The organism is Pseudomonas corrugata, assembly GCF_050920615.1.
Taxonomy (GTDB): domain Bacteria; phylum Pseudomonadota; class Gammaproteobacteria; order Pseudomonadales; family Pseudomonadaceae; genus Aquipseudomonas; species Aquipseudomonas corrugata.
On the sequence record NZ_CP130434.1, the window covers coordinates 6,466,035 to 6,487,017 of the forward strand.

General features: G+C 61.1%; 22 protein-coding genes and 1 pseudogene. 10 read left to right on the plus strand and 13 right to left on the minus strand.

The features are described 5' to 3' along the window. Positions 1-138: 138 nt before the first annotated feature. The gene (locus QZH45_RS29105; RefSeq protein ID WP_024780553.1) at positions 139-357 is read right to left on the minus strand and encodes a DUF1289 domain-containing protein; all 219 of its coding nucleotides are present in this window, start codon (positions 355-357) and stop codon (positions 139-141) included. Between the two features lie 4 nt (positions 358-361). Next, positions 362-694, minus strand: coding sequence for an iron donor protein CyaY (gene cyaY / locus QZH45_RS29110; protein ID WP_024780554.1), 333 nt, complete (start codon positions 692-694; stop codon positions 362-364). A gap of 225 nt (positions 695-919) precedes the next feature. Between cyaY and lptM the strand changes: the two genes are divergently transcribed. Genes lptM through QZH45_RS29140 form a run of 6 tightly spaced genes read left to right on the plus strand, consistent with a single transcriptional unit; the run spans position 920 to position 5,524 of the window. Next, entirely contained in the window at positions 920-1,090 is a 171-nt protein-coding gene (gene lptM, locus QZH45_RS29115) for an LPS translocon maturation chaperone LptM (RefSeq protein WP_033034938.1), read from the plus strand. A gap of 9 nt (positions 1,091-1,099) precedes the next feature. Continuing rightward, complete coding sequence (lysA, locus tag QZH45_RS29120) at positions 1,100-2,347, plus strand: diaminopimelate decarboxylase (protein WP_055135285.1); 1,248 nt, start codon at positions 1,100-1,102, stop codon at positions 2,345-2,347. Positions 2,348-2,351: 4 nt separating this feature from the next. Beyond that, positions 2,352-3,182, plus strand: coding sequence for a diaminopimelate epimerase (gene dapF / locus QZH45_RS29125; protein WP_024780556.1), 831 nt, complete (start codon positions 2,352-2,354; stop codon positions 3,180-3,182). Between the two features lie 13 nt (positions 3,183-3,195). Then, a complete protein-coding gene (locus tag QZH45_RS29130) occupies positions 3,196-3,921 on the plus strand; it encodes a DUF484 family protein (protein ID WP_024780557.1) in 726 nt (241 codons plus the stop codon). Between the two features lie 2 nt (positions 3,922-3,923). Next, positions 3,924-4,823, plus strand: a complete 900-nt coding sequence (xerC, locus tag QZH45_RS29135; RefSeq protein WP_024780558.1) for a tyrosine recombinase XerC — start codon at positions 3,924-3,926, stop codon at positions 4,821-4,823. Continuing rightward, positions 4,820-5,524 carry an HAD family hydrolase gene (locus QZH45_RS29140; protein WP_053190617.1) on the plus strand — a complete coding sequence of 235 codons (705 nt, stop codon included), beginning with the start codon at positions 4,820-4,822 and terminating at the stop codon, positions 5,522-5,524. The genes xerC and QZH45_RS29140 overlap by 4 nt, the downstream gene beginning before the upstream one ends. Before the next feature lie 188 nt (positions 5,525-5,712). On the opposite strand, the gene sutA is transcribed toward QZH45_RS29140, so the two are convergent. The 4 genes from sutA to glnK all read right to left on the minus strand — a co-directional run bounded on the left by sutA (position 5,713) and on the right by glnK (position 8,482). After that, entirely contained in the window at positions 5,713-6,036 is a 324-nt protein-coding gene (gene sutA, locus QZH45_RS29145; RefSeq protein ID WP_024780560.1) for a transcriptional regulator SutA, read from the minus strand. Positions 6,037-6,137: 101 nt separating this feature from the next. Beyond that, entirely contained in the window at positions 6,138-6,563 is a 426-nt protein-coding gene (locus tag QZH45_RS29150; RefSeq protein ID WP_024780561.1) for a secondary thiamine-phosphate synthase enzyme YjbQ, read from the minus strand. A 211-nt stretch (positions 6,564-6,774) separates the two neighbouring features. Then, complete coding sequence (locus QZH45_RS29155; RefSeq protein ID WP_024780562.1) at positions 6,775-8,109, minus strand: ammonium transporter; 1,335 nt, start codon at positions 8,107-8,109, stop codon at positions 6,775-6,777. A gap of 34 nt (positions 8,110-8,143) precedes the next feature. Next, complete coding sequence (gene glnK / locus QZH45_RS29160; protein ID WP_002555808.1) at positions 8,144-8,482, minus strand: P-II family nitrogen regulator; 339 nt, start codon at positions 8,480-8,482, stop codon at positions 8,144-8,146. 414 nt (positions 8,483-8,896) lie between these two features. Here glnK and QZH45_RS29165 point away from each other — a divergent pair, with 414 nt between their 5' ends. After that, on the plus strand, positions 8,897-9,157 hold the full coding sequence (locus QZH45_RS29165) for an accessory factor UbiK family protein (RefSeq protein WP_024780563.1): 261 nt from the start codon (positions 8,897-8,899) through the stop codon (positions 9,155-9,157). A gap of 20 nt (positions 9,158-9,177) precedes the next feature. Here QZH45_RS29165 and QZH45_RS29170 read toward each other — a convergent pair whose 3' ends face one another. Further along, a complete protein-coding gene (locus tag QZH45_RS29170) occupies positions 9,178-9,876 on the minus strand; it encodes a sensor histidine kinase (RefSeq protein WP_231995009.1) in 699 nt (232 codons plus the stop codon). A 24-nt stretch (positions 9,877-9,900) separates the two neighbouring features. After that, the gene (locus tag QZH45_RS29175) at positions 9,901-10,455 is read right to left on the minus strand and encodes a hypothetical protein (protein ID WP_231995008.1); all 555 of its coding nucleotides are present in this window, start codon (positions 10,453-10,455) and stop codon (positions 9,901-9,903) included. 200 nt (positions 10,456-10,655) lie between these two features. On the opposite strand from QZH45_RS29175, the gene QZH45_RS29180 reads away from it, so the two are divergent. Together QZH45_RS29180 and QZH45_RS29185 are read left to right on the plus strand one after the other, a co-directional pair. Next, entirely contained in the window at positions 10,656-10,922 is a 267-nt protein-coding gene (locus QZH45_RS29180) for a bacteriocin immunity protein (protein ID WP_024780565.1), read from the plus strand. Positions 10,923-11,216: 294 nt separating this feature from the next. Next, positions 11,217-12,710, plus strand: a complete 1,494-nt coding sequence (locus tag QZH45_RS29185) for a YifB family Mg chelatase-like AAA ATPase (protein ID WP_024780566.1) — start codon at positions 11,217-11,219, stop codon at positions 12,708-12,710. A 6-nt stretch (positions 12,711-12,716) separates the two neighbouring features. Here the strand turns inward: QZH45_RS29185 and QZH45_RS29190 are convergent, their stop codons facing one another. The 4 genes and pseudogenes from QZH45_RS29190 to QZH45_RS29205 all read right to left on the minus strand — a co-directional run bounded on the left by QZH45_RS29190 (position 12,717) and on the right by QZH45_RS29205 (position 17,327). Next, entirely contained in the window at positions 12,717-13,931 is a 1,215-nt protein-coding gene (locus tag QZH45_RS29190; RefSeq protein ID WP_024780567.1) for an aldose 1-epimerase family protein, read from the minus strand. Between the two features lie 313 nt (positions 13,932-14,244). After that, positions 14,245-15,105: a methyl-accepting chemotaxis protein gene (locus QZH45_RS29195; RefSeq protein ID WP_392396980.1), complete on the minus strand. Its 861-nt coding sequence runs from the start codon at positions 15,103-15,105 to the stop codon at positions 14,245-14,247. 42 nt (positions 15,106-15,147) lie between these two features. After that, positions 15,148-16,221, minus strand: a pseudogene (locus tag QZH45_RS29200) (Cache 3/Cache 2 fusion domain-containing protein); the annotation flags it as partial. Between the two features lie 185 nt (positions 16,222-16,406). After that, positions 16,407-17,327: a LysR substrate-binding domain-containing protein gene (locus QZH45_RS29205; RefSeq protein ID WP_024780569.1), complete on the minus strand. Its 921-nt coding sequence runs from the start codon at positions 17,325-17,327 to the stop codon at positions 16,407-16,409. 204 nt (positions 17,328-17,531) lie between these two features. Here QZH45_RS29205 and QZH45_RS29210 point away from each other — a divergent pair, with 204 nt between their 5' ends. Next, on the plus strand, positions 17,532-18,932 hold the full coding sequence (locus tag QZH45_RS29210; protein WP_055135687.1) for a NorM family multidrug efflux MATE transporter: 1,401 nt from the start codon (positions 17,532-17,534) through the stop codon (positions 18,930-18,932). Positions 18,933-19,057: 125 nt separating this feature from the next. On the opposite strand, the gene QZH45_RS29215 is transcribed toward QZH45_RS29210, so the two are convergent. Continuing rightward, on the minus strand, positions 19,058-20,728 hold the full coding sequence (locus QZH45_RS29215) for a putative bifunctional diguanylate cyclase/phosphodiesterase (RefSeq protein ID WP_055135686.1): 1,671 nt from the start codon (positions 20,726-20,728) through the stop codon (positions 19,058-19,060). Between the last annotated feature and the right edge of the window lie 255 nt (positions 20,729-20,983).

Here is a 20,983-nt window from a genome sequence, read left to right on the forward strand (position 1 = left end):
TGCACATCCACATGTGGCGAGGGGATTTATCCCCGTTGGGCTGCGAAGCGGCCCTAAAACCTGACACCTCGGCATGCCGATAGACTGCTATGGGGCTGCTGCGCAGCCCAGCGGGGATAAATCCCCTCGCCACATTGATCACGCCAAGGCTTTGCGTTGCGCCGCCTCGGCACAGATCACCCGCCGGCGCCCATCATCGGCCGAGCGCCATTCACGGATATCCTCCACATGGCGGAAACAGCCGAGGCAAACCTTCTGCTCATCCAGCTTGCACACGCCGGTACACGGCGACGACACGGCAGGGCTGACGTTGCTGTAGAGCGGCTTGGGTGGCCGCGCAGGGGCGGTCTGATTCATGTTGCTACAGACCTTCGAACTCAAGTTCCACACCGGCCTGCTGCTTGACGACACGCTCGAGCATTTCGCCCAATTGCTCCTCGCTCTTGTCGCACATCCAGCGCTCGCTTTCCTCGTCGTAGTCGAAGTGGAAGCCACCGGACACCGCCGCCAGCCACAACTGCCGCAACGGCTCCTGGCGACTGAAGATCAACTGGCTGCCATTTTCGAACTTGACGGTGAGCACGCCGGCGGAGCTTTCCAGATCGATGTCCAGTTCGCTCTCGTCGAAGATATCCTCCAGCATTTGCTGGGCGGTATCGACCAGATCGTGAAAGCGGGCTTCAGTCAAACTCATTGCGGCAACCTCGAAAATGTCTGCTCATGCTCAAGCGCCGCAAGATACGGACGCTCCCCGACGATTGCAAAGGATAACCGACAACCACCGCCGGGGGCCGTGAAATGTCCATGGAACCGGACATATAGGCCAGCAGCCCCGCCGGACGGGAACCCCGTTGCATAGGCAAGCCGTCGGGTGGCCGGTATACTCCGGCGCAATTAACGCATTTTCAAGGATTTCGCCATGAAGCGCCTGATCTCTTCCCTTGCTGCGCTCGTCGCGGTTGCCTGCCTTGTGACGGCCTGTGGTCAAAAAGGTCCGCTGTACCTGCCTGATGACAGCAAGTCCCCTGAAGAGCAGGCCAAATCGTCGCAATCCAAGTCCCACTCGCACGACACCCAAACCACCTACTAAGGGAACGCCATGGACGCCTTTAACTACCGTGGCGGTGAGCTGTTCGCGGAGGGTGTAGCCCTGTCCGCCATTGCCGAACGTTTCGGCACGCCGACCTACGTCTACTCCCGTGCGCACATCGAGGCCCAATACCGGACCTTCGCTGACGCTCTCACCGGCATGCCGCACCTGGTGTGCTTCGCTGTGAAAGCCAACTCGAATCTGGGTGTGCTCAACATCCTCGCGCGCCTGGGTGCCGGCTTCGACATCGTCTCCGGCGGCGAGCTCGAACGGGTGCTGGCAGCTGGCGGCAGCCCGGACAAGATCGTCTTTTCCGGCGTCGGCAAGACCCGTGAGGACATGCGGCGCGCCCTGGAAGTCGGCGTGCATTGCTTCAACATCGAATCCACCGACGAACTGGAACGCCTGCAGGTCGTTGCCGCCGAGCTGGGCGTGCGCGCACCGGTTTCCCTGCGCGTGAACCCGGACGTCGATGCCGGCACCCACCCGTACATTTCCACCGGTCTCAAGGAAAACAAGTTCGGCATCGCCATTGCCGACGCCGAAGACGTCTACGTACGTGCCGCCCAACTGCCGAACCTGGAAGTACTGGGCGTCGATTGCCACATCGGCTCGCAACTGACCACCCTTGAACCCTTCCTTGATGCGCTCGACCGCCTGCTGGCGCTGATCGACCGTCTCGGCGATTGCGGCATCTACCTGCGTCATATCGACCTGGGTGGCGGTGTCGGTGTGCGTTACCGCGATGAAGAGCCGCCCTTGGTGGCCGACTACATCAAGGCCGTTCGTGAGCGCCTCGAAGGTCGTGACCTGGCGCTGATGTTCGAGCCGGGTCGCTACATCGTGGCCAACGCCGGCGTGCTGCTGACCCAGGTCGAGTACCTCAAGCACACCGAGCACAAGGATTTCGCCATCGTCGACGCGGCCATGAACGACCTGATCCGCCCGGCGCTGTACCAGGCGTGGATGGATGTGACGGCCGTGCGCCCCCGCGATACCTCTGCCCGCAGCTACGACATCGTCGGTCCGATCTGCGAAACCGGTGACTTCCTGGCCAAGGGTCGGGAGCTGGCACTGGAGGAAGGCGACCTGCTGGCGGTGCATTCAGCCGGTGCCTACGGGTTTGTCATGAGCTCCAACTACAACACCCGCGGCCGCTGCGCCGAGGTGCTGGTGGACGGTGATCAAGCATTCGAAGTGCGTCGCCGCGAGACGGTAGCCGAGTTGTTTGCCGGCGAAAGCCTGCTACCGGAGTAAAACCATGCTGCTGCGTTTTACCAAGATGCACGGCCTGGGCAATGACTTCATGGTTCTCGACCTGGTCAGCCAGCACGCGCACATCCTGCCCAAACATGCCAAGCAATGGGGCGACCGGCACACCGGTATCGGTTTCGACCAACTGCTGATCGTCGAGGCACCCAATAACCCGGACGTGGACTTTCGTTACCGGATCTTCAACGCCGACGGTTCGGAAGTGGAACAATGCGGCAACGGTGCACGCTGCTTCGCCCGCTTCGTGCTGGACAAGCGCCTGACGGCCAAGCGCAGGATTCGCGTCGAGACCAAAAGCGGCATAATCGAGCTGGACGTGCGCAGCGACGGCCAGATCGGCGTCAACATGGGCGCTCCACGCCTGGTGCCGGCAGATATTCCGTTTGAAGCACCGGCCCAGGCCCTGAATTACCAGCTGGACGTCAACGGCACCACGGTGGAGCTGGCGGCGGTGTCCATGGGCAATCCCCATGCCGTGCTGCGGGTCAGCGACATCAATAGCGCGCCAGTGCATGAACTGGGGCCGAAGATCGAGAACCACCCGCGCTTTCCGGCACGGGTGAACGTGGGCTTCCTGCAGGTCATCGACCGTCACCGCGCGCAATTGCGGGTCTGGGAGCGCGGTGCCGGGGAGACCCAGGCCTGCGGCACCGGCGCCTGCGCCGCCGCAGTCGCTGCGATCAGCCAGGGGTGGATGGATTCGCCCCTGCTGATCGACCTGCCGGGCGGGCGCTTGTCCATCGAGTGGGCAGGCCTCGGCCAACCGGTGATGATGACCGGCCCGGCAGTACGCGTATACGAAGGACAAGTCCGTCTTTGAATGAGCCAAACCCATGACCGACAAGCCACAGGTTCCAGCGCCACAGCCCGATGAATCCTCGAGCCCGCTTCCGGAGGCCGCGGCGGTGGCCGCTTACCTGGAGGCTCATCCGGACTTTTTCGTCCAGCGTGAAGACTTGCTTTCAGTGATGCGCATCCCCCATCGGCGCGGCGACACCGTGTCGCTGGTGGAGCACCAGATGAAAATCCTGCGTGAGCGCAACATCGAAATGCGCCATCGCCTTTCGCACCTGATGGACGTCGCCCGGGACAACGACCGGCTCTTCGACAAGACCCGGCGCCTGATCCTGGCCCTGATGGACGCCAGCACCCTTGAAGATCTGGTCATGAGCGTCGAAGACAGTCTGCGCCAGGATTTCCAGGTGCCCTTTGTCAGCCTGATCCTGTTCGGTGACAACGCCATGCCGGTGGGTCGCTGGGTGACCCATGCCGAAGCGCAGACGGCCATTGGCGGCCTGCTCACCGAGAACAAAAGCGTCAGTGGCAGCCTGCGCGAACATGAGCTGGATTTTCTGTTCGGTGAAGAACAGCGCAAGCAGATTGGCTCCACCGCCGTCGTTGCCATCGCCCATCAAGGCGTCCATGGCGTGCTGGCCATCGCCAGCCGCGACCCGCAGCACTACAAGAGTTCGGTGGGCACGCTGTTCCTGAGCTACATCGCCGAAGTCACCGGCCGGGTACTGCCACGGGTTGCCGGTTCCCTGCGCTCGGTACGCTGATGATGGAACGACAGCTGGACGCCTACTGCGAACACCTGCGCAGTGAGCGCCAGGTGTCACCCCACACGTTGTCGGCCTATCGCCGCGACCTGGAAAAAGTGCTGGGCTGGTGCCAGAAACAGAACGTCGGCAGTTGGCAGGCGCTGGATATCCAGCGCCTGCGCAGCCTGGTCGCACGCCTGCATCAGCAGGGACAGTCTTCCCGCAGCCTGGCGCGCCTGCTCTCGGCGGTACGCGGCCTGTATCACTATCTCAACCGCGAAGGCCTGTGCGATCACGATCCGGCCACCGGCCTGGCACCGCCCAAGGGCGAGCGTCGCCTGCCGAAAACCCTCGATACCGACCGCGCGCTGCAATTGCTTGAAGGCGCGGTCGAAGATGACTTCCTGGCGCGACGGGACCAGGCGATTCTCGAACTGTTCTATTCCTCCGGCCTGCGGCTTTCCGAGCTGACGGGATTGAACCTGGATCAACTGGACCTGGCCGACGGCATGGTCCAGGTGCTCGGCAAGGGCAGCAAGACCCGCCTGCTGCCCATTGGCCGCAAGGCCCGGGAAGCCCTGGAGCTGTGGCTACCGTTGCGAGCACTGAGCAATCCTGCCGATGATGCGGTATTCGTCAGCCAACAAGGGCGGCGCCTCGGTCCGCGGGCAATCCAGGTACGGGTCAAGGCCGCCGGCGAACGGGAGCTGGGGCAGAACCTGCACCCGCACATGCTCAGGCACTCCTTTGCCAGCCATGTGCTGGAGTCCTCCCAGGACCTGCGCGCCGTGCAGGAGCTGCTGGGCCACTCGGACATCAAGACCACTCAGATCTATACCCACCTGGACTTCCAGCACCTGGCGACGGTCTATGACAGTGCCCATCCCAGGGCCAAACGCATCAAGGGCGACGAATCATGACCATTGAGCTCATCACTTTCGACCTCGACGACACCTTGTGGGATACCGCTCCGGTGATCGCCACAGCCGAAGCCGTTCTCCGCCAGTGGCTGACCGACAACGCACCGAACCTGGGCGGCGTGCCAGTGGAGCACCTCTGGACGATTCGCGAACAGGTATTGCGCGAAGAGCCTGGCCTGAAGCATCGCATCAGCGCATTACGCCGGCGGGTGCTGTTCCGCGCGCTGCAAGAAGCCGGCTATGACCAGTGGCAAGCGTCCGAGCTGGCGGACCAGGGGTTCGAGACGTTCCTGCATGCTCGCCATCAATTGGAGGTGTTTCCCGAGGTGCAACCCACCCTGGAAATCCTCGCCAACCACTTCGCCCTCGGCGTGGTCACCAATGGCAACGCCGATGTGCGGCGCCTCGGGCTGGCGGATTACTTCAAGTTCGCGCTGTGTGCCGAGGACATCGGTATCGCCAAACCTGATGCGCGGCTGTTCCACGAGGCCCTGCAACGCGGCGGTGCCACGGCGCAGACCGCCGTGCACGTTGGCGATCATCCCGGTGACGATATTGCCGGCGCCCAACAGGCCGGCCTGCGGGCGGTATGGTTCAATCCGACAGGCAAGGCCTGGGATGCCGACCATGCGCCGGATGCAGAGATCCGCAGCCTGACCGAGTTGCCGGGGTTGTTGGCGGGGTGGCATGGCCAGGGCTGAGTCCGAGAACACCACTAAACCCTGTGGGAGCGAGCCTGCTCGCGATGAGGGAGTGCCAGTGACATTCATTTAACAGACACACCGCCATCGCGAGCAGGCTCGCTCCCACAAGGGCCGGCGCAACAGTTTTATGCCCATGAAAAAGCCCGCGACGACGGCGGGCTTTTTCGGCAAGCAGGAAGCAGAACTCAGATAGGGCGGCTGCCGTACTTGTTGTCAGGCTTCTTGGGCGGATCGGCGACCACATTGGCCTCCACTTCCTGCACCTTTCCGCCCCTGGCCAGGAATTCTTCCATGGCCTTGGCGAGCGCATCACGCTCCTTGTTCTTGGCCTCTACGCTCGGCAACTCGTCGACCGACACCGCAGCCTTGGCCTTACCCTTGGCGGTCGGGGCCGGTATATCGGCGCCATCGTCGTCGGCAACGTCTTCGGCCGCCGCTTCCAGGCCGTCTTCGGCCTCGTCTTCTTCACCTACTTCGAGGTCGTCGTTTTCCAGATCATCGTCGCTCATGTTCTACCTCATGACTTGCGAAAAGCAGATTAGTTATAGCCCAGCTACGCCATCTGTCGAAGGCTGCCAGAAAAAATTCAACATCCACCGGCAATCGGCGGTCATGCCCCTTCACCGTACAAGGTGGCGAGGACTTTACGAGCACCGCCATGATCACGGTGCTCGCCCAGATAAACACCTTGCCAGGTACCCAGTGCCAGTCGCCCGTCCGTCACCGGAAGGCTGAGCTGACATCCCAGCACGCTGGCCTTGAAGTGCGCCGGGAGGTCGTCCAGGCCTTCGTCGTTGTGCTCATAATCGGCAGTTCCTTGTGGGATCAGCCGATTGAAAAATCGTTCGAAGTCTCGACGTACCGCCGGATCGGCGTTCTCGTTGATGGTCAACGAGGCCGAGGTATGCTGCAGCCACAGATGCAACAGACCGACGCGACAAGCCCGTAGTTCAGGCAGGCCGGCGAGCAACTCGTCCGTCACCAGATGAAAGCCCCGGGGCCTTGCCCGCAGGGTGATCAGCGTCTGTTGCCACATACAGTTCTCCGCACGCTCGGCGCGCATTCTAGCGCGCTCAGGAAAAAAACAAAGAGCCTAATATTCCACCTTCGACGTAAGCCTTTGGCGCCGGAAAACCCTTGTCACCCACAAGACAGAAAGACTTCGGAAAAACTGGCTCTTCCTGTGAGCGTTGACAAATTCCAGGCAAAAAAATGCCCGGCGAACCGGGCATATTTTTTGCCTGGGTTTACAGGTTGTAACCCCGCTCGTTGTGCTGGGCCAGATCCAGGCCAACGGCCTCTTCTTCCTCGGAGACACGCAGCCCCATGACGGCATCCAGGACCTTGAGGATGATGAAGGTGACGATCGCGGTGTAGATCACCGTGAAGCCCACGCCTTTGACTTGAATCCACACTTGCGCAGCAATGTCCGTCACTGTGCCGAAGCCACCCAGTGCAGGCGCTGCAAATACGCCGGTGAGGATCGCACCGAGGATACCGCCGATGCCATGCACGCCGAAGGCATCCAGGGAATCGTCATAGCCGAGTTTGCGTTTGAGGGTGGTTGCGCAGAAGAAGCACACCACGCCCGCCGCCAGGCCGATGACCAGGGCGCCCATCGGGCCCACGGTGCCGGCAGCCGGAGTAATCGCAACCAGACCCGCCACCACGCCTGAAGCAATGCCCAGTGCGCTTGGCTTGCCGTGGGTGATCCACTCGGCAAACATCCAGCCCAATGCTGCGGCAGCGGTAGCAATTTGAGTGACCAGCATGGCCATGCCGGCCGTGCCGTTGGCGGCGACGGCGGAACCGGCGTTGAAGCCGAACCAGCCGACCCACAGCATGGCGGCGCCCATCAGGGTGTAACCCAGGTTATGCGGCGCCATTGGTGTGGTCGGGAAGCCTTTGCGCTTGCCCAGTACCAGGCACGCCACCAGGCCTGCGATACCGGCGTTGATGTGCACCACGGTGCCGCCGGCGAAGTCGAGCACGCCCCAGTCCCACAGCAGGCCGCCGTTACCGGACCAGACCATGTGCGCAATCGGCGCATACACCAGGGTGAACCACACGCCCATGAAGATGAGCATGGCGGAGAATTTCATCCGCTCGGCAAAGGCGCCAACGATCAGGGCCGGGGTGATAATGGCGAAGGTCATCTGGAAAGTGACGAATACTGCTTCAGGGAACAGCGCTGTCGGACCGGTGATGCTCGCCGGGGTCACGCCCGCCAGGAACGCCTTGCCCAGGCCACCGACGAAGGAGTTGAAGTTGACGACGCCCTGTTCCATGCCGGTGGTGTCGAACGCAATGCTGTAGCCATAGATGACCCACAGGATGCTGATCAGACCGGTAATGGCGAAGCACTGCATCATCACGGAAAGAAGGTTTTTCGACCGAACCATGCCGCCGTAGAACAGCGCCAGGCCAGGAATGGTCATGAACAGTACAAGAATGGTGGACGTCAGCATCCAGGCGGTGTCGCCGGAGTTGAGGACAGGGGCTGCCGCTTCTTCTGCCATGGCCAGGCCAGGCATTACGAAGGACAACAGGGCTCCTAGCCCTGCGAATTTACGCAGAGTCATATTGTTTTCTCCTGGGGCGTTGGGTTTGGCGGCTTTAGATGGCGTCGGTATCGGTTTCGCCGGTACGGATGCGAATAGCCTGTTCCAGATTGACCACAAAGATCTTTCCGTCACCGATCTTGCCGGTGTTGGCGGCCTTGGTGATTGCCTCGATCACCCGGTCAAGATCCTTGTCGTCAATGGCGACGTCGATCTTCACCTTGGGCAGGAAATCGACCACGTATTCCGCGCCGCGATACAGCTCGGTGTGACCTTTCTGCCGGCCGAAGCCTTTGACCTCAGTAACGGTGATGCCCTGCACGCCGATCTCGGACAACGACTCGCGCACATCGTCCAGTTTGAACGGCTTGATGATGGCAGTGACTAGCTTCATGAAACTCTCTCCCGAATTGGTGGACTTGCCCCAGGAAAACAAACCCGACTCAAGTCTAAGCGCAGTGCCTGGCTTTGTAACGCACCGTCGGCCCAAGTTGTCCGACCAGCGCCAGTCAACCGTGCCAGCCGCAGCTCCCCGCTTCGTCTGGCTGCACTGCATTCGTCACAACGACTGCATCAGTGCATGGGTCATGAGCCTCTAAGCAGAAACCTTGCCATCTGTGCCCAAGTCCCGTGTTTTCAAGGATTTACTTGCCGCATCAGCCTCCGCCACCTCAAGAACCGCAACGATACGCACAACAACAGTGCGGCACCGCTCGACCCTGTGCGCGAAAAACGTGCATCCAGCGCATGCGGATTGACTATAGACACTGCGTGATACACTGCCGCCATCGTTTCCAGGATTGCTGCCATGCTTGCCCCCAAAGACCTGCTAGACGCCCTCAGCGGCCACGCCTCCCGCCTCCTGAGCGGTGACACTCCGCTGCCCAAAAGCGAAATCGAAGGCCAGTTCAAGGCGCTGTTGCAAAGCGGCTTCAGCAAGCTGGACCTGGTGAGCCGGGAAGAATTCGACAGTCAGATGGTCGTGCTGGCCCGCACCCGGGCGCGCCTCGAAAGCCTGGAGGCGAAGGTGGCAGAGCTGGAGGCGCGGCTGGCTCCAGCGGAGGAGTAAACAGCCGCGACAAGACCTGCTTACCCACCCGCTGCTTGCAGGGATTGCCCCTGATCAAGCGCTATCGGCAGCTCCAACGCAAACAAAGCTCCCTGCCCAGGCCCGGCACTCTGCACGGTCAGCTCGCCGCCCATTTCATGGGTCGCAAGGATGCAACTGTGCAGGCCGAAACCGTGGCCGTCGACCCGTGTCGTGAAACCGTGCTCGAACAGCCGGGGTAGATTGTCCATGGCGATACCCTCGCCGTTGTCCTCGACCTCGATTCGCACACGCTTGTCATCAATGGCTTTCAGGCGCAGGGTGATCCGCGACGGGCGATCCGTGACCGGATCAAGCGCCTGCTTGGCGTTGTTGATCAGGTTGATCAGTATCTGCAGCACCTTGTGCTTATCCAGCGCCATTGTCGGGACGTCATTGAGTTCCTTGACCAGTGTCACCTGATGACGGGCCAGGGACACATGACAGATGCGCACCACATCCTCGATCAACTCTCGCAACGAGCCTGCCTCCAGCACACTGGAATTACCGGCATATGACTGCTGGGTGGCAACGATTTCCTTGATATGGTCAATGCTCCTGGTCAACTGCGCCAACTCGTTGATCATGCTCTGCTGCTCGACGGCCAGCGACTCGGCCAGCTTGCCGAGATAGTCCGGCAACGCGCGACCTTTCGGATTGCTACTGAAGAAGTCGCCGAGATTATCGGAATGCTCCTTCATCAATTGAACGACCTTGGCGACCCCCTACCCTTTGGACGTATGCACTTTGTCATACAGGACCTGGGCCGACACATTGACGCTATTGAGTACGTTGCCCACGTTATGCAGCACATTCGTGGCGATTTCCGCCATGCCCGCCCGGCGTGCGGTGGTGACCAGTTCAGCCTGGGCCTCGCGCAACTCGTCGTTGACCCTGGCCATTTGCTGCGGGCTGGGAATCTTCAGGGCCGCAGGCACCAGCCGGATCAGCAGGACGGCGGTAATCACCGAAGCAATCGCGGTGATCACCTTAACCAGCGCCGACAGCCAGTAGTAGGGTTGCCAGATGGTCAGGATTTCCATCACATGGCTGGTCCCGCAGGCCAGGATGAAAACGCCGAAGGCCGCCAGCATCCAGTCGAAAGGCACGTCCTTGCGCTTGTGGATAAAGTAGATGAGCGTAAAGGGAATGGTGATGTAGGAGAACGTGATCAGCCCGTCCGCAATCACGTTGGTCCAGAGCAGATCCGGGCGCCACAGATAGCAATGCCCATGGGGCATGAAGCGGTTATCGGTCAACAACGCCAGCAGATCGTTCATGGCCGCGTCCTCCCTGTGCCATTGGATTGCCACAGATCGCAGTCTAGCAGGGGCCATGAGCATTTTTCGGCGGCAAGGTGAAGCCTGAAGTTCACTATGCACGTTCTTAAAAAACGATGCCCCGTTAACCTCGTTGCCAATATTTATAGGGTTACGGCAAACAACATGCTCCGCGACAGAAAATAGAGCTCTGAAAAAAAATGAAACTTAAGGACAATTTTGAAGAATACACCGAGACCGAGTTTCTAGAGATTCTCAATAAGATATGGACTACAGACGTGCCCACAGAGCAAGAGCATGACAAGCTCATCGAACACTTTGCAAAAGTCACGGAGCATCCTCAAGGTAATGAACTGATTTTTTATCCAGAGTCTGGTGTCGAGGATAGTCCGGAAGGAATTCTGAAGGTCGTCAAGGAATGGCGAGCAGCCAACGGCAAGACGGGATTTAAACAGTCCTGGCAGTGACAAACACTCAGCCATGGAACTATATGAGGCTGATCTAATTTTTCCTGAGGGGGCCCCTTACTCGGCAAGTGATGACGTGGTCGATGTGATGCATCGACCATCACTACCAAGAAAATACCAGCCCGATAGCCAATGGAAACGTGACACGCCAAGTGAACACAATCATGCGGGGCAAATTACCCGAAACATCCTGCCAATATTTCACTCCTCAGTTGCCACACCGGAGCACTTTCCCACGACTAACCTTCAAGCACCGCAGGATGCGGTCTTTATATCCCCTTCAAGGAATGATTCATGTCGCTCGCCATTGTCCATAGCCGCGCCCAGGTGGGGGTGGAGGCTCCCGCCGTTACCGTTGAGGTCCATCTTGCCAATGGCCTGCCGTCATTGACGATGGTCGGCTTGCCGGAGGCGGCGGTGAAGGAAAGCAAGGACCGGGTGCGCAGCGCGATCATCAATTCGGGGCTGAACTTCCCGGCGCGGCGCATTACCTTGAACCTCGCACCAGCGGATCTACCGAAGGACGGCGGGCGGTTCGACCTGGCCATTGCTCTGGGCATCCTTGCGGCCAGCGTGCAGGTGCCGACCCTGACGCTGGACGATGTGGAATGCCTCGGTGAGCTGGCGCTATCCGGCGCTGTGCGACCGGTGCGCGGGGTATTGCCCGCAGCGCTGGCCGCACGCAAGGCCGGACGCACGCTGGTGGTGCCGCGGGCGAATGCCGAGGAAGCCTGCCTGGCCTCGGGCCTGAGAGTCATCGCCGTGGATCATCTGCTTGAAGTAGTGGCGCATTTCAACGGCCACGCTCCGGTCGAGCCCTTCGTCTCGAACGGACTGCTCTCGGCCAGCAAGCCCTACCCCGACCTGAAGGAAGTTCAAGGCCAGGTCGGGGCCAAGCGTGCCTTGCTGATCGCTGCCGCCGGCGCGCACAACCTGCTATTCAGCGGACCACCGGGTACCGGCAAGACATTGCTGGCGAGTCGTTTGCCGGGACTGCTACCGCCACTGGCCGAGAGCGAGGCCCTGGAGGTCGCGGCGATCCAGTCGGTTGCCAGTTGCGTGCCCTTGAGCCACTGGCCGCAACGCCCTTTTCGCCAGCCCCATCATTCGGCATCTGGCCCGGCGCTGGTGGGCGGAGGATCCAAACCGCAGCCAGGCGAGATCACCCTGGCCCATCATGGTGTGTTGTTCCTGGATGAATTGCCGGAGTTCGACCGCAAGGTACTGGAAGTCCTGCGGGAGCCACTCGAATCGGGCCAGATCGTCGTCTCGCGCGCCCGCGACCGCGTGCGCTTTCCGGCGCGCTTCCAGCTGGTGGCGGCAATGAACCCCTGCCCCTGCGGATACCTGGGCGAGCCCAGCGGCCGTTGCTCCTGCACACCCGACATGGTGCAGCGCTACCGCAACAAGCTCTCAGGTCCCTTGTTGGACCGCATCGACCTGCACCTGACGGTCGCACGGGAAGCCACGGCGCTCAATCCCAGGTGCGAACCGGGTGAGGACACGGCCACCGTGGCCGAACAAGTGGCCGAAGCCCGCGAACGCCAGCAGATACGCCAGGGCTGTGCCAACGCTTTTCTGGATCTACCCGGCTTGCGCCGGCATTGCACGTTATCCACAGCCGATGAAACGTGGCTGGAAACCGCCTGCGAGCGACTGACCTTGTCGCTACGGGCTGCCCATCGCTTGCTCAAGGTCGCGCGGACACTGGCGGACCTCGAGCAGGCGGGGCGTATCAGCCGGGAGCACCTGGCTGAAGCCTTGCAGTATCGACCTGCGACGGCTTGAACCGTGTCACGGTTTGGTCAGGTCCACCAGAGGCGTGTTTCGTACCTCGGTCTTGCGATCACCCTGGATCTCATTGATGCGCTTGAGGGCTTTGTCCACGGCGCCCTTGTCCGCCAGCAGGCTGTAGTGGATCTGGAAGTGTTTTTGCTCTTTCGGCGCGATAGTGGGCACCAGTCCCAGTGGACGCTGATAGTGGCGGTTATAGGAAAAACTGGTGCCAGGCTCCAGCCCGGTCACGTACCCCTGCCCTTGGGTATCGGTGTTTTTCCACAGGGAGAACACGGGAAGCGTTCCTGTGTTGAAGCCCACCGATACACCGAGGCTACCGGCCTTGTTGTGGAGCACGGTGAGCGTGTCGCCCTTGGCGTCGGCGTAAGGCACGAGGTTATAGACGGTTTCGTCGTAATCCTTGGTGGGCGCCCGGTAGGTTTGCCAGTCAGCCAGATCGCCCTTGGCCTTGTCATTGAATGGCGAGACTTGCTTGACCGGTGCCGCGAAACGAGCCCCCTGCTCCAGGAATGGCGTGCTGAAGTTGCTGTGGTAGAGCGCCTGGTATTCCTTTGGATAGTCGCCGTTGTTGGTCAACGTGTCGTTGAGAGCGAAGGTCACGCTGCCAGGCTCGGTGACCAACTCGGTCTGCACCGAAAAATCGACTTTCTTGAAAGCCTGCTCTTTCAACTCGCCCCTCAGGGTAATGGCGTAAGGCGCTTTTTCGTCGATGTGCAAGGTGACCTTGTTGGCCGGGATATTGGCCGCACGACCGTGCAGCGTCAGCAGTTCACCATTGTCCATGCCAGGGTGACCTACCCACTCGTAACCACAACGGGTGACCAGCTCGTTGAAACCTTCGAGCCATCCCAACCCACCGCGCCCGTTGAGTTCGATGAAAGCCGGATTGACCACTTCCTTGACCGGCGAATCCCAACCCATCCGCGCATTCCCGACCGACGCCTGCAGTACGTTCATGCCCCGGGTCGGAACGACCGAAAGCTTCATGGTGCCGTTGTCGATGTCGACGATGCTGACGCCTTCCTGGCGACCGCCGTGCAGGGTGCGCATCGTCACGGAAAAGGGTTTGTCGGTCTTCACACCGAGCTGCTGGCTGGTGATCTGCCAGGGCTGAGCGGCTTTATCAGTGTCAAGAAGCACATAGTCCCAGGCCATGGCATGGGAGGCAGCGCCCAGGGCGCCAAGGGTAACGAGGAGTTTGAACGGAGTCATGGACTTGGCCTTTTATTGGAGTTGTGCGGTTTTTATAGACTTGAAGAAACGTTTCAGCAAGCTTAAAAACGGCAATAACTCTAAAAAAAAGCAGACCGGAGAGATTAGCGACACAAAGTGTGTGGGAGCCGAGATTGCTCGCGATGGCATTGGATCGGGCGATATCTCTGTCGCCTGACATGATGCTATCGCGAGCAAGCTCGGCTCCCACAGTGGCCGGGGGCAATTAGATATTGACGGTTGAAAGCCATCGCGAGCAGGCTCGCTCCCATAATGATCTGGGATGAGCTTGCTGGCTGCGGTTATAGGGGACTCAGCGGAACCGATCGACTTCATGGCGCAGGTCCTGCGCCAATTTTTCCAGTTCCTTGGCAGTGACCGCCAGGTTCGAGACCACTTCGCGCTGCTCGCTGTTGGCCATGGCGATACTCTGCAGGTTGCTGCTGAGCAGGGTTGCCGTGCTGCTTTGTTCTTGGGTAGCGGTGGTGATCGCCGCGAACTGCTGGCCGGCCGAACGGCTTTGCTCGTCGATGCGTGCCAGGGCCGAGGCCACGTTGGCGTTGCGCGACAGACCTTCCTGCATCAACAGGTTGCCCTGTTCCATCGTGCTGATGGCATTGCCGGTTTCCTGCTGGATGCTGGTGATCATGCTGGAAATCTCGTCAGTGGCCTGACGGGTACGGGAGGCCAGACTACGGACCTCATCCGCCACCACGGCGAAACCACGCCCCTGCTCGCCTGCACGGGCGGCTTCGATGGCGGCGTTCAGGGCCAGCAGGTTGGTCTGCTCGGCGATGGAGGTGATCACGCCGACGATCCCGCCGATTTCCTGGGAACGCTGGCCCAAGGTGTTGATGACCGTAGCGGTGCTGTTCAATGCCCCGGCAATCTGCTCCAGGGACGAAGACGCTTCATCCATCGATGTCCGACCGATCCGCGTTTGCTGGGCGTTATCCTGAGCCAGGCGCTCGGTATTGCCCATGTTATCGGCAATGTTCAACGAAGTGGCGCTGAACTCTTCCACCGCGCCGGCCATGCTGGTGATTTCCCCGGATTGCTGCTCCATTCCTTCGTAGGCGCCGCTGGACAATCCCGATAGGGCCTGGGCACGGCTGCTGACCTCCTGGGAAGCCTTGCGGATGTGCTCGACCATGGTCGACAGCGCCTGGCTCATCTGGTTGAAAGCACGGGACAGTTGGCCGATTTCATCATGGCTCGACACGTTCAGGCGCACGCTCAGGTCGCCGGCGCCCAGCGCTTCGGCTTGGCGCACCAGATCACCCAGGGGTGCCAGCTTGCTGCGCAGCAGCCACATCGCCGCACCGACCGCCAACAACATTGCCAGCAAGCTGCCAATGGCCAGCTGCGTACCAACGCTCCAGGTCACCTCGCGAATCTCGGCCTTCGGCATGCTCGCCACCACCGCCCACGGTCCACCCTCGAACGGTACGGCGACGCTGTAGAAATCTTCCGCGGTGTCGCTCCAGAACGCGCCCTTACCCGGCTCCTTCACCAGGCTGACGACTGTAGTGACAGCAGCATCCAGCGCCTGAACGCCGGCCGGCGGTACCAGCCATTTGTTTTGCTCATCCAGCAGCGCCAGCGAGCCGGTCTTGCCAATACGGAAACGCTTGAGATTTTCGAACTGCGCATTTTGCGCGTCGGTGTAGTCGAAACCGACATACAGCGCAGCGATGATCTTGCCACTGCTGTCCTGCACCGGGCTGTACTGGGTCATGTAGTAGCGGCCAAAGAGCAAGACGCGGCCAATATAGCTCTGCCCACTCGTCAAGCGGGCGTAAGCCGGGCTGGCATGGTCAAGCAGGGTACCAATGGCCCGCGAACCGTCCTGCTTGGCCACCGACGTACTGACGCGGATGAAATCGTCGCCGCTGCGCACGAATACCGTGGCAGTCCCGGCAGTCATTTGCTTGAACTCGTCAACTTCCTTGAAGTTGTTATTCAGTACCTCGCTGCCCAGGCTCAGGCTCGGGGTCTGCACGCCTGCCACCGTAACCGGCTGATCCGGATGCACTTGCAGGCCCGCGCTGAAGCGCTTCTCGAACAGGCCAGCCAAGCGCTGTGTGCTCTCACGCAAGGTGCCATGGAAGGTATTGAGCTGATCGGCCATCAGGCGTGCTTCGCTGGCCAGATGCTCTTCACGAGTGGCGAGGTTGGCGGCGTCCAGCGATCGCAAGGCGAAGACGGTACTGCCGGAGATCACGATCGCCAGTATCACGGCAAGGGCAAGGCCTAGCTGTGAGGCGATCCGGGCACGGGGTTGAGACATGACGGCTCCTGGCCGAGACACCGGATCATTCTGATCACGTCGCACGCTCGGCGTTTATTCAAGGTAGGTATGTATTTACCCTTTCTGAACGAGGGTTCCATGTTCACGGGTTCGGCAGCCAAGCCGAATACTTGAGCGGTTTGCAGGGAATAATATCAGGCCGCCATTACGCTTACTGCAACGTTTCAGCCAAGACGCTCCACCGCGGGCAGTTGCATGGCACTGACTTCGCCCTGGAGGAAGTCACTGAGCCGACGCAAACGCTCACCTCCCGGACGGGTTTTCGGCCAGACCAGATAATAGTGCTCGCCACTGGCGACTGCCGTCGGCCACGGCAGGCTCAAACGCCCTTGGGCCACGTCTTCGGCCACCATCAACAGGTCGCCCATGGAAACACCGTAACCGCGTGCCGCGGCAATCATGCCCAGCTCCAGCGTATCGAACACCTGCCCGCCCTTGAGCGAGACCTTGTCGGACAAGCCCATACGCTCCAGCCAACTGCGCCAGTCGCGACGGTCCGGAGTGGGATGGAGCAGTTCGGCGTTGGCCAGCCGCTGCACATCCCACGGTTGATCGTTCAACAGGTTCGGCGCGCCCACCGGGATCAGTTCCTCGGGGAACAGGAAACTGGCTTCCCAATCCGCTGGGAAATGTCCGTTGCCCAGCAGCACTGCGCAATCGAAAGGTTCGGTATTGAAGTCCACCGAATCGACGTCCATCCAGGCGCTGGTCAGTTGCACCTCATTGCCCGGCTGCAAATGCCGGAAACGACTCAAGCGCGCCAGCAACCAACGCATGGTCAGGGTCGAGGGGGCCTTCATGCGCAGGATGCCGTCTTCACCAGACAGTGTATGGCAGGCCCGCTCCAGCGCCATGAACCCATCGCGTATGCCTGGCAGCAGCAATCGCGCCGCTTCAGTCAATTGCAGATTGCGACCGCTGCGCTGAAACAGCCGGCAGGCGAAATGCTCCTCAAGCGTGCGGATGTGGCGGCTGACCGCACTCTGGGTAATCGACAACTCTTCTGCGGCCCGGGTGAACGAGCTGTAGCGCGCCGCCGCTTCGAATGCCCGCAACGCATAAAGAGGTGGAAGACGACGCGACATCGGGAAACGCTCCAGTGACGGGGTTCACGCAACCTAGGGGCCTGTGCGGCTAACTCATGCACTCAAATTAACCGTACAGGCCACTAGCGGAAAGAACTCATGCATGAGTTTTAATCATATCAGCCATCGTTTTTATCCTTTTGTGCAAAGCATCGCAAGCGCCGAGAATCGACGGTTTACAGCCTCGTTTGAACAGGGAGCGTGATGATCATGCAGCATCCCGTGCGTACCGAACTCCGGGCCATCCTGCGGCTGGCGGGGCCGTTGATTGCCTCGCAGTTGGCGCACATGTTGATGGTCCTGACCGACACCTTGATGATGGCGCGCCTGAGCCCCGAAGCCCTGGCCGGCGGTGGACTGGGGGCGGCGAGTTATTCGTTCGTGTCGATTTTCTGCATCGGCGTAATCGCGGCGGTAGGCACGCTGGTCGCGATCCGTCACGGTGCTGGCGACATCGAGGGCGCCACCCGATTGACCCAGGCCGGATTGTGGCTGGCCTGGCTGATGGCCCTGGTCGCCGGGTTGCTGCTATGGAACCTCAAGCCGGTGCTACTGATGTTCGGCCAGACCGAAACCAACGTGATGTCCGCCGGACAGTTCCTGCTAGCACTACCGTTTGCTTTGCCCGGCTATCTGAGCTTCATGGCCCTGCGCGGTTTCACCAGCGCCATTGGCCGTGCCACGCCGGTCATGGTGATCAGCCTCGGCGGCACGGTGGCCAACTTCCTGCTCAATTACGCGCTCATCACCGGTATGTTCGGGCTGCCGAAACTGGGCTTGATGGGCATCGGCCTGGTTACTGCCATCGTTGCCAGTTGCATGGCCCTGGCGCTGGCCTGGCATATCCACCGGCATCCGGCATACCGCGAGTACCCACTGCTTGAGGGGCTGTTCCGGCCGAATCGCCAGTACCTCAAGGAGCTGTGGCGCCTGGGCCTGCCGATTGGCGGCACCTATGCCGTGGAAGTCGGGCTGTTCGCATTCGCCGCGCTGTGCATGGGCACCATGGGCAGCACGCCGTTGGCGGCCCATCAGATCGCCCTGCAGATCGTTTCAGTGGCGTTCATGGTGCCGGCAGGCATGTCGTACGCCATCACGATGCGTATCGGCCAGCACTATGGCGCCGGCCACCTGCTGATGGCGCGAATGGCCGGACGGGTCGGCATAGGCTTCGGCGCGGCGGTGATGCTGACCTTCGCCATGGTGTTCTGGCTGTTGCCGAATCAGTTGATCGGATTGTTCCTTGACCACAACGACCCGGCGTTCCGTCCAGTGATCGACCTGGCGGTGAGCCTGCTGGCCGTGGCGGCGTGGTTCGAACTGTTCGACGGCACGCAGACCATCGCCATGGGCTGCATTCGTGGGCTCAAGGACGCCAAGACCACGTTCCTGGTGGGCCTGGGTTGCTATTGGCTGATTGGCGCGCCGGCGGCCTGGTGGATGGCGTTTCACCTGAGCTGGGGAGCGACCGGCGTCTGGTGGGGGCTGGCCCTGGGGCTGGCCTGCGCGGCGGTGAGCCTGACGTTGGCGTTCGAAGGGAAGATGAAGCGGATGATCAGGGGCGAGCCGGGACAACAGGGTTTCGAGATCGTCCAGACTGAATGAACAACCCGTGTGGGAGCGAGCCTGCTCGCGATGGCGGTCGATCAGTCAAGATCGAGGTATCAGACACACCGCTATCGCCAGCAGGCTCGCTCCCACCGGGGATTGTGTCAGCCCGCGGGGTGGGGTCAGCCCACCACGTCCCGCGTTGCCTGATGACCATCGAACGTCAGGTATTCCACCAGTTCAGGCAGCGGTAACGGTTTGCTGATCAGGAAGCCCTGCACCTGATCGCAACCGAAACCGCGCAACAGGTCCAGTTGCTCGCGGGTTTCCACACCTTCGGCCACCACCTCCAGGTTGAGGTTGTGGGCCAGGTTGATCATCGCGTGCACCAGCTTGCGGTTCTCTTCGCGTTGCTCCATGCCGCCGACGAAGCTCTTGTCGATCTTCAGCAGGGCGATAGGAAGGCTGTTGAGGTGCACGAACGAGGAAAATCCGGTGCCGAAGTCGTCCAGGGAGAAACGCACTCCCAGGCGGCCGAGGGCATCCATGGTCTGCTTGACCAGCTCGCTACGGCGCATGACCGCGGTTTCGGTAAGCTCGAACTCCAGCCACTGGGCTTCGACGCCGCGCTCGGCGATCAGTCGGCTCAAGGTCGACAGCAGCTGACTGTCCTGGAACTGCCGGAACGACAGGTTTACCGCCATATGCAGCGGCGCCAGCCCGCGCTCGCGCAGGGCCTGCATATCCCGCAGCGCGCGGGAAATCACCCAGTAGCCCAGCGGAACGATCAGGCCGCTCTGTTCGGCCAGCGGCACGAATTCACTCGGTGGCAGCAGCCCACGCTCGCCGTGGCGCCAACGCACCAGAGCCTCGAGGCCGACGATATGGCCGCTCTCGAGGTCCAGCCGGGGCTGGTAGTGCAACTCCAGTTCGTCACGACGCAGCGCCCGGCGTAATTCGCTTTCCAGGTCGGCGAGGCTGCGAGCGTTGCGGTTGATACGCTCGTTGAAGACATGAAAGGTGCAGCCTTGGGTGCTCTTGGCCTGTTGCATGGCGATGTGGGCGTGCCACATCAGCGGATCTGCACCCGCCTGCGCCCGAGCGTGGGCAATGCCCAGGCTGCAGCCGATCAGCAGGCTTTCGCCGTCTACCCAGTAAGGTTCGGCCATGGCTTGCGTGATGCGCTCGGCCATCCATTCGGCCCGCTGAGGGGCCCGGCGGGTATCGATCAACAAGGCGAACTCGTCGCTGCCCAGCCGCGCCAGTTGATCGCCGGCTTCGAGCGCACCCTTGAGGCGCGATACCACCTGCAGGATCAAGCGATCACCGGCCTGATGCCCGAGGGCGTCGTTGGCGTGACGGAAGTTGTCCAGATCCAGATGGCCGAGAGCCAGGCCACGGCCATCGCTTTCGGCCAGGCGTGCCGCCAGAAGAGTCTGGAACCCCTGGCGGTTCGCAATGCCGGTCAATGGGTCCTGTTCGGCGAGACGCTGCAAGGTGTTTTCCAGGACGCCGCGCTCACGTACATGGCGCAGGCAACGGCGCAGGGTCGCGCTGTCGAGCAGGTCACGCACCAGCCAGTCGCTGGCGCCATCGGGTAGCGTCGCAGGCTCGTGTTCAAGCAGCAGGACGGTTGGCAGATGGCAGCGGCCGGGCGCCGGCTGCAAGGCCGCGACCGTCAACAGAACCGCATTGCGGTTGTCTTCGAACAGGCTGCTGACCGACTCCCAGTTCGGGGCAGTGATCAATACGACCGAGCCCGCCATGGGCGCCAGGCACTCGCGTAATATCGCTGACCACTCAGGCTCTTCGGCCAATAACAGCAAACGCAAGGGTTCGACAGGCGTGGACAAGCTGACTCCGTAGACTCTGCAAGGGGGTAGGCGCTGGGCATTATGACTTGCCGACCGACAATGACCAGTGCCAATAGTTCTCAAAAACGGGCTTTCGGCGATTTTTTTCCATTCCAGGCCGAACATCAGCGCCAATCCACTCAAAATCCCGGCATCAAGGCCGCGAAACGCGCCTGATGTCGGACAGAGCAGCACAATTCTCTGAGCCTGTTAAAATGCCGGCCCATTTTTCGCAAACGACTCCCAGACCCAGTC

Excerpts from the sequence above, each read along its gene's own strand:
- QZH45_RS29105 (WP_024780553.1), bottom strand. The coding sequence starts at position 357 with ATGAATCAGACCGCCCCTGCGCGGCCACCCAAGCCGCTCTACAGCAAC.
- cyaY (WP_024780554.1), bottom strand. The coding sequence starts at position 694 with ATGAGTTTGACTGAAGCCCGCTTTCACGATCTGGTCGATACCGCCCAG.
- lptM (WP_033034938.1), top strand. The coding sequence starts at position 920 with ATGAAGCGCCTGATCTCTTCCCTTGCTGCGCTCGTCGCGGTTGCCTGC.
- lysA (WP_055135285.1), top strand. The coding sequence starts at position 1,100 with ATGGACGCCTTTAACTACCGTGGCGGTGAGCTGTTCGCGGAGGGTGTA.
- dapF (WP_024780556.1), top strand. The coding sequence starts at position 2,352 with ATGCTGCTGCGTTTTACCAAGATGCACGGCCTGGGCAATGACTTCATG.
- QZH45_RS29130 (WP_024780557.1), top strand. The coding sequence starts at position 3,196 with ATGACCGACAAGCCACAGGTTCCAGCGCCACAGCCCGATGAATCCTCG.
- xerC (WP_024780558.1), top strand. The coding sequence starts at position 3,924 with ATGGAACGACAGCTGGACGCCTACTGCGAACACCTGCGCAGTGAGCGC.
- QZH45_RS29140 (WP_053190617.1), top strand. The coding sequence starts at position 4,820 with ATGACCATTGAGCTCATCACTTTCGACCTCGACGACACCTTGTGGGAT.
- sutA (WP_024780560.1), bottom strand. The coding sequence starts at position 6,036 with ATGAGCGACGATGATCTGGAAAACGACGACCTCGAAGTAGGTGAAGAA.
- QZH45_RS29150 (WP_024780561.1), bottom strand. The coding sequence starts at position 6,563 with ATGTGGCAACAGACGCTGATCACCCTGCGGGCAAGGCCCCGGGGCTTT.
- QZH45_RS29155 (WP_024780562.1), bottom strand. The coding sequence starts at position 8,109 with ATGACTCTGCGTAAATTCGCAGGGCTAGGAGCCCTGTTGTCCTTCGTA.
- glnK (WP_002555808.1), bottom strand. The coding sequence starts at position 8,482 with ATGAAGCTAGTCACTGCCATCATCAAGCCGTTCAAACTGGACGATGTG.
- QZH45_RS29165 (WP_024780563.1), top strand. The coding sequence starts at position 8,897 with ATGCTTGCCCCCAAAGACCTGCTAGACGCCCTCAGCGGCCACGCCTCC.
- QZH45_RS29170 (WP_231995009.1), bottom strand. The coding sequence starts at position 9,876 with ATGAAGGAGCATTCCGATAATCTCGGCGACTTCTTCAGTAGCAATCCG.
- QZH45_RS29175 (WP_231995008.1), bottom strand. The coding sequence starts at position 10,455 with ATGAACGATCTGCTGGCGTTGTTGACCGATAACCGCTTCATGCCCCAT.
- QZH45_RS29180 (WP_024780565.1), top strand. The coding sequence starts at position 10,656 with ATGAAACTTAAGGACAATTTTGAAGAATACACCGAGACCGAGTTTCTA.
- QZH45_RS29185 (WP_024780566.1), top strand. The coding sequence starts at position 11,217 with ATGTCGCTCGCCATTGTCCATAGCCGCGCCCAGGTGGGGGTGGAGGCT.
- QZH45_RS29190 (WP_024780567.1), bottom strand. The coding sequence starts at position 13,931 with ATGACTCCGTTCAAACTCCTCGTTACCCTTGGCGCCCTGGGCGCTGCC.
- QZH45_RS29195 (WP_392396980.1), bottom strand. The coding sequence starts at position 15,105 with ATGAGCCAGGCGCTGTCGACCATGGTCGAGCACATCCGCAAGGCTTCC.
- QZH45_RS29205 (WP_024780569.1), bottom strand. The coding sequence starts at position 17,327 with ATGTCGCGTCGTCTTCCACCTCTTTATGCGTTGCGGGCATTCGAAGCG.
- QZH45_RS29210 (WP_055135687.1), top strand. The coding sequence starts at position 17,532 with ATGATCATGCAGCATCCCGTGCGTACCGAACTCCGGGCCATCCTGCGG.